Genomic DNA, 6,719 nt, shown 5'->3' on the forward strand with positions numbered 1-6,719 from the left:
AAAAGTTGGCACACTTAGTGTATTACCTTGGGCGAGACCAACATCAATTTGAGGATAGCATTATGGGAATTTTCTCTCGTTTCGCCGATATCATTAACTCCAATATCAGCGCATTACTCGATAAAGCAGAAGACCCTGAAAAAATGGTTCGTCTGATTATCCAAGAGATGGAAGATACACTGGTAGAAGTTCGTTCAACGTCAGCAAAAGTGTTAGCTGAAAAGAAAGAATTAATCCGTCGTATCGGCCGTGTTGAAGAACAAGTTCAAGATTGGCAAGACAAAGCGGAGCTAGCACTGTCGAAGGATCGCGAAGATTTAGCCAAGGCCGCTTTAGTTGAAAAACAAAAAGCCGCGGGTTTAGTGGATACCTTAAACCAAGAGTTGGCGGTGATCGACGAGCACATTGTGCGCTTAAAGGATGAAGTTAGCCTGCTGCAAGAAAAGTTACTGGATGCTAAAGCGCGCCAAAAGACCATTATTTTGCGTAAACAAACCGCCTCATCACGTTTAGAAGTGAAGAAGCAGTTAGACTCAAGCAAAATCGACAACGCTATGCTGAAATTTGAGCAATATGAGCGCCGTGTCGAAGGGTTAGAAGCGCAGGTTGAATCCTACGATCTGGGTAATAAAAAGACATTAGCTGATGAGTTTGCAGCTCTGGAAGCTGAAGATTCAGTGAATGCTGAGCTGGAAGCATTAAAGGCCAAAGTAAAAGGCAAAGCTGCGACTAAGTCAAAAGAATAACAATTCAGAGGTGAGTTATGGATATGGACATACTAATGGCACCAATTATCATCTTTATGGTAGTGGTGGCGCCAATATGGTTAGTTCTTCATTATCGCAGCAAGCGACAAGTGAGCCAGGGACTCACTGAGGAAGAGTTTTCACAGCTCAATGAGCTGATCGCCAAAGCTGATAAAATGGCTGCACGTATTGAAACCTTAGAGGCGATTCTCGATTCAGAGTCGCCTGAATGGAGGGGCAAACATGAGAGGAACTAGTGGCCGTACTTTGTATCGCATTCCCCAGTCAGGTAAAGTCGCAGGTGTGTGTGCGGGGATAGCCGAATACTTTGCAATTGAAACATGGTTAGTGCGGGTACTTGCGGTTTCTATCTTCCTATTAGGCGGTTCGGGCGTCGTGTTTATCATCTATGTTGCGTTATGGGTGATACTCGACATCAAACCCCAAAATAGCACTGTTAGGGATGACATTGAGGTGAAGAAGAAACCATGGCAATCGGGAGAGCCTGCTAAACAAGCGCTGAGCGATGTGAGCAGGCAATTTAGAAGCCTAGAGGTGAGACTGCAAAACCTTGAACGCCATGTAACATCTGATAACTTTGATTTAAAAAGACAAATCAATAGCTTGTAATCCCTCTTAAGGGCGGCTATGTCCGCCCTTGTTGCTTAATCTCCCGTCAAATCCAGTGTATAGTTAACCTCATTCAACATTTAGGGACATCCTTATGGGAATGCTTGACGTTTCGCTCCATAAATTAACTCAGAAGAGCCAATCCCTGCTCCATAGAACGGCTGACAGGCATTTACGACTCGCGGTAACAGGGTTATCGGGGGCGGGCAAAACCGCATTTATTACCGGATTAGTCAACCAACTACTCAATAGTGGCGCGGCTTCTCAGGTCTCCCATTCCCGCCATGGAAATGCCTTGCCATTGTGGCAAGTGAGCCGTGAGCAACGTTTGCTCGGCGTAAAGCGGGCGATGCAGCCGGATCTTGAAATTGCCAGCTTCGATTATCAGGGCGCAATGTTAGCGCTTACTTCGACGCCTCCAACTTGGCCTGCATCAACCCGCACGATTTCGGAGCTGCGCTTAGCCATCAAATATCAGCCGCAGAAGGGGCTGCTAGCCAAGTTTGCCGATACCGCTACGCTGTATTTAGATATTGTCGATTATCCCGGCGAGTGGCTATTAGATTTGCCTATGTTGCGCCAAAGCTTTATTGAGTGGTGCAGCGCGCAGCAACAGCGTGTCGCGGTGTTAAAAAGCTCGCCGCTATATGTAGAGTTTCAAGCCTCGTTAAGTGCGCTTAATTTAACCGAGGCCGCCGATGAGCAGCAACTCAAACGCATTGCGGATGAGTATCAGCAGTTATTGCACGATTTAGTGCATGTGCAGGGCTATTATCAGGCGCAACCCGGACGGATGTTATTACCCGGGGAGTGGGAAGGCGCGCCGCTGCTGGCGTTTTTTCCGCTGGTATCGGTGACAGAAAATCAGTGGAGCGAGCTTAAACAAAGCGATAAACACAGCGCCTTTCATGTCCTAGAAAAACGCTATCAAGAATACGTGGCCAAGGTGGTAAAGCCTTTCTATAAACAGCATTTTGCAGGGTTTGATCGCCAGGTAGTGCTGGTAGATTGCTTCAGCGCCTTAAACCGTGGCAAAACCCAGTTTGAGGATATGGGCGCCGCGTTAAATGCCATTATGGAAAGCTTCCAATACGGCCAATCCAGTTACTTACGCCGATTGTTTGCGCCGCGGATAGACAGATTATTATTTGCCGCCAGTAAGGTTGACCATGTGACGCGGGACCAACAAAGTCATGTGTTATCCCTGCTCACTGATATGCTCAAACACAGCCAACACTTTGCCAGTTTCGATGGTTGTAAAGTCGAGACTATGGCCATTAGTGCCATTAAGGCGACACGGCATGGCATGGTGACCACTCAAGAAGGGGATGTGGAAGTCGTGCAGGGGATTGGATTGAACGGCCAAGCCCTGACGCTTTTCCCCGGCGAAGTGCCCACTCGCTTACCCGAGCCCAACTTTTGGCGCGATCAAGGGTTTCATTTTATAGGATTTGCTCCGCCGAATAACAGCAATGTGGACCCATCTGCGGTGCATTTTGACCATATCCGTCTCGATCACCTTCTGCAGTACCTCGTGGGGGATAAACTGGAATGAGTTTAGATTCGTTATCAGCTTCAAGTGAGTCAGAGACAAACGGGCTCGATAAGCTAATGTCTGAAAATACACTTGGAAGCCAACCGCTCAAAAAACAACAAGTATTTGATTCTGACAAGGTCAAACTTCAGTCAGTATCCGATGAGCTTAAGAGTGCCCAAACCTTTGCACCACAGACACCCTTAAAAGCGGTAGATGAGGTTGTCGATGATGCCTTGGCGGCCCATCCGCAAGCATTGGATGTGTCATCCATTCGGCCAACACTGCATCAATCTCGCCGTTGGTCTTGGCTGGCGCGCTTTTCCGTCTTTGGATTATTACTACTGGTTTTAGTGCAAACGGGATTAGGTTTGCGGGATGCTTGGTTAGCAAGCCCTTGGTTATTTAGCTTTTATGGCGCCGTACTCGGTTTAGTCGGCAGCTGGGCTATGGTAGGAGCCTTGGGCGAATACCGTAAATTAAAACGCCTCAAGCAGGTTGCCGATACGCAAGAGTCGGGCGCAAGGCTTGCCCTCAGTATGCAAATGGGGGAAGCCGATGGCTTTATCAATAACATAGTGCGCCATTATCCCGATAGTCAGGGGCTACAGCGGCTGCGTCAGTCGCTCAAAGATGAACATAACGATGCTGAAAAAGTGCTGTTATTTGAGGACTTAGTGCTGACTGAGCAGGATGAACTGGCGAAAAAAATCGTCCGTCGATACGCGGCCGAGTCAGCCGTGTTGCTTGCCGCGAGTCCGCTGGCGGCATTGGATATGGCCATTATTCTTTGGCGTAACCAACGCATGCTGCGGGATGTCGCTGCCTGTTATGGGATAGAGTTAGGCTATTGGAGTCGGATTAAACTCATTCGCAGCATCATCATTAACATCATCTATGCCGGTACCAGCGAGTTAGTGACCGATTTGGGGACCCAACTGCTGTCGGTTGAGATGACGGGGAAATTATCCGCACGGCTTGCCCAAGGCTTAGGGGGCGGGCTGCTCACGGCGCGTTTAGGTTATCAAGCCATGGCGCTATGTCGACCTATTCAGTTTAGGGAGGAGCAGCGCCCCAAATTGTCTAAAGTTCATCAAGAGTTGTTGATTGAGCTTAAACAGTTTGCCGGTAAGTTATTGACTAAAGACGGACGTGATGCGCTTAAGAGTCAATTAGAGGCTGCAGAGCTTAAAACTGGCTCAACACCCAAAGAGAAATAACCTAGCCGAATGCATAGCACCGCGAGTGCACTTTAGGCTAAATGCTAATGCGCTAATGACCTTGTTATTAGCGCATTTTTATTGCTGATTGTCTGCCAAAAATCCTTGAATGTAACAACTTAGTTACAGCACCTCTGATGCTATTTTCACCATGGCACTGGTTTCGCCCGCCCGGCGGGGTATGTTAGTGCTTATTCGATAGGGCTAATGTTTCATTAACTTATCAATAGGACTTATCAAGACGCTAAGCATGGTCTCATTCAAACAAACAATGAAACAACAAGCGAATGAGGTACTGCGACAACAAGGAGTGAGCAATGCAAGATGAATCAAGCAAGCAGTGGAAAGCCGCGACCCAAGCTATTCATGCCGGACATGAGCGAGAAGCCTTTGGTACTTTGGTGACGCCACTTTATCAAACTGCGACCTTTGTCTTTGAGTCGGCGCAGCAAGGTGGCGAGCGATTTGCCGGCAACGAATCCGGTTACATTTATACTCGCCTAGGTAACCCGACCGTTGCCGAGCTAGAACGTAAAATGGCGATTTTAGAAGGGGCTGAAGCGGCGGCGGCAACGGCCTCTGGTATGGGGGCTGTGTCGGCGGCGCTGCTGGCTAACTTGCAGATGGGCGATCATTTAGTGGCTTCTAATGCGGTTTATGGTTGCACCTTTGCTCTTATGACCAGCCAATTTGCCCGTTTTGGCATCGAAGTCACCTTAGTCGATTTTACCGATTTAGCGGCGATTGAACTGGCCATCAAACCCAACACTCGGGTGATTTTTTGCGAAACCCCGGTAAATCCTCATCTACAGGTGTTTGATCTAAAAGGAATCGCCGATATTGCGAAACGGCATCAACTTGTCAGCATTGTCGATAATACTTTTATGACGCCGCTACTGCAGCAACCCTTAGCATTTGGCATCGATTTAGTGGTACACAGTGCGACTAAGTATTTGAATGGACACGGCGATGTGATTGCGGGCATCGTCTGTGGTAGCGAAGAGCAACTTCATAGAGTGAAATATGAAATCCTAAAAGATATCGGTGCCGTGATGTCTCCCCACGATGCTTGGCTGATTTTGCGAGGGCTGAAAACCTTAGATGTGCGTTTGCAGCGCCATTGTGACAGTGCCCTGCGTGTCGCTGAGTTTTTGGAGCAACATCCCGTAGTGACTCGGGTCTATTATCCCGGGCTTAAATCCCATTCAGGGCATCGATTTATCGGTGGACAGATGGCACGGGCTGGCGGTGTAATAGCCTTTGAATTAGCAGCAGATCTTGAGCAAGCAATGGCTTTTGTGGGTAACCTTAAGCTGTTTTCAATCGCCGTGAGTCTGGGTGATGCGGAATCGCTTATCCAGCATCCGGCTTCCATGACCCATTCGCCCTACACGCCAGAGGCGCGCCAAGCTGCGGGAATAAGCGATAATTTACTGCGGATCTCAATTGGTTTAGAGGACTGTGACGATATCATCGAGGATTTAAACCAAGCCTTGGCGATGCTGGCTTAATGGTTTTGCGGTACTCGCGAAAGGATGCCTTAACGGCGTCTTTTTGCTTTCTTTGCAAGGATAATCCATTAAGCAAATGGGCTATTTTAGTCATAGATAATATTTCTACTTAAAGAGTTTGGAAATTCATAAAAGCTTCGTCTATGTTTGATTGAGGCCACGGAAGTAGGACGAAAGGCCGAATTTCAAGCAAAGAGGAAGCATTATGAAAGTAACACATCGTTTACCTGTGATGGTGAGTGCCATTGCATTATCAGCCCTGTTAGCTTTACCTGCGGTGGCAGCCGATCCTGTTAAAGAAGCCAGCAAAGTACAAACCCAAACTAAAGCCGATGCTAAAAATATGGCAGCGGATGCCAAGCAACATTTACCTAATTCAGCACAAGTGAACATCAATACCGCTTCATCTGAGCAGTTACAACTGCTTAAGGGGATTGGTGCAGCTAAGGCGCAGGCCATCATAGACTATCGAACGCAAAATGGTAAATTTAAGGCCATTGATGAGCTAGCGAATGTCTCTGGCATTGGCGCTAAGCTGATTGAGCAAAATCGTCACATGATAGAGCTCTAGGGGTAAGGGGCGCTTAGTTTGTTGCTGGTTAAGTCTTTATATGATAAAAGCCTGCATTAGCCTGTCTCTTGAACACAAGTCTTCGTGATTGAGAGACATGGCCAATTCGTAACCCTCAAGGATGGTTTGTAACCTAAACCATCCTTCCCACAATACCTCTACACAAGCTCGACCTGTCCGCTTGGTATCTTTCCAACCCCCTAATCTGGCCAGACGCTCGTACGCCCACTGCATATCGGGTGCCTGTTGAGGTAACGGACGTCCCTCCATTTTCAGCCAAAGTCATTTCCACGCTTTCTGACCCAATAGCGTTTCACAACATTGTGCTGCCACTTCCGCTTTGGATACCTTCATAAAGCGAAGCTGGAGTAAGCGTGTGGCGATAAAAGCCAGTATCACACTCTTACGCTCCAGATTCTCACGGCACTGCATTCTCAGCTCTTCCACCGCGGTGCCACTGCTTTTCCATACCTTGTGGTAATCTTCAATCAACCAACGGCGCTCGTA

The 6,719-nt window shown here is 47.9% G+C and carries 7 protein-coding genes and 1 pseudogene; 7 read left to right on the forward strand and 1 reads right to left on the reverse strand.

Features of this window, described 5'->3' with window-relative positions:
- Positions 1–62 precede the first annotated feature (62 nt).
- The 7 genes from pspA (at position 63) to SHD_RS12985 (ending at position 6,212) form a co-directional block, all read left to right on the forward strand.
- Positions 63–746 (forward strand): phage shock protein PspA, encoded by a 684-nt coding sequence (pspA, locus tag SHD_RS12955; protein WP_023267532.1) that lies wholly within the window; start codon positions 63–65, stop codon positions 744–746.
- Between the two features lie 17 nt (positions 747–763).
- Complete coding sequence (gene pspB / locus SHD_RS12960) at positions 764–1,003, forward strand: envelope stress response membrane protein PspB (RefSeq protein ID WP_023267533.1); 240 nt, start codon at positions 764–766, stop codon at positions 1,001–1,003.
- Positions 990–1,376: an envelope stress response membrane protein PspC gene (gene pspC / locus SHD_RS12965; protein ID WP_011623234.1), complete on the forward strand. Its 387-nt coding sequence runs from the start codon at positions 990–992 to the stop codon at positions 1,374–1,376. The genes pspB and pspC overlap by 14 nt, the downstream gene beginning before the upstream one ends.
- A gap of 94 nt (positions 1,377–1,470) precedes the next feature.
- Positions 1,471–2,931: a YcjX family GTP-binding protein gene (locus SHD_RS12970; RefSeq protein ID WP_023267534.1), complete on the forward strand. Its 1,461-nt coding sequence runs from the start codon at positions 1,471–1,473 to the stop codon at positions 2,929–2,931.
- Positions 2,928–4,130, forward strand: a complete 1,203-nt coding sequence (locus SHD_RS12975; protein WP_023267535.1) for a TIGR01620 family protein — start codon at positions 2,928–2,930, stop codon at positions 4,128–4,130. The genes SHD_RS12970 and SHD_RS12975 overlap by 4 nt, the downstream gene beginning before the upstream one ends.
- 317 nt (positions 4,131–4,447) lie before the next feature.
- Complete coding sequence (megL, locus tag SHD_RS12980) at positions 4,448–5,641, forward strand: methionine gamma-lyase (protein ID WP_023267536.1); 1,194 nt, start codon at positions 4,448–4,450, stop codon at positions 5,639–5,641.
- 205 nt (positions 5,642–5,846) lie between these two features.
- Complete coding sequence (locus SHD_RS12985) at positions 5,847–6,212, forward strand: ComEA family DNA-binding protein (protein ID WP_023267537.1); 366 nt, start codon at positions 5,847–5,849, stop codon at positions 6,210–6,212.
- Between the two features lie 36 nt (positions 6,213–6,248).
- Here the strand turns inward: SHD_RS12985 and SHD_RS21630 are convergent.
- Positions 6,249–6,719: pseudogene (locus tag SHD_RS21630) on the reverse strand (IS4 family transposase); the annotation flags it as partial.

It is taken from the genome of Shewanella decolorationis S12, from assembly GCF_000485795.1.
Classification (GTDB): Bacteria; Pseudomonadota; Gammaproteobacteria; order Enterobacterales; family Shewanellaceae; genus Shewanella; species Shewanella decolorationis.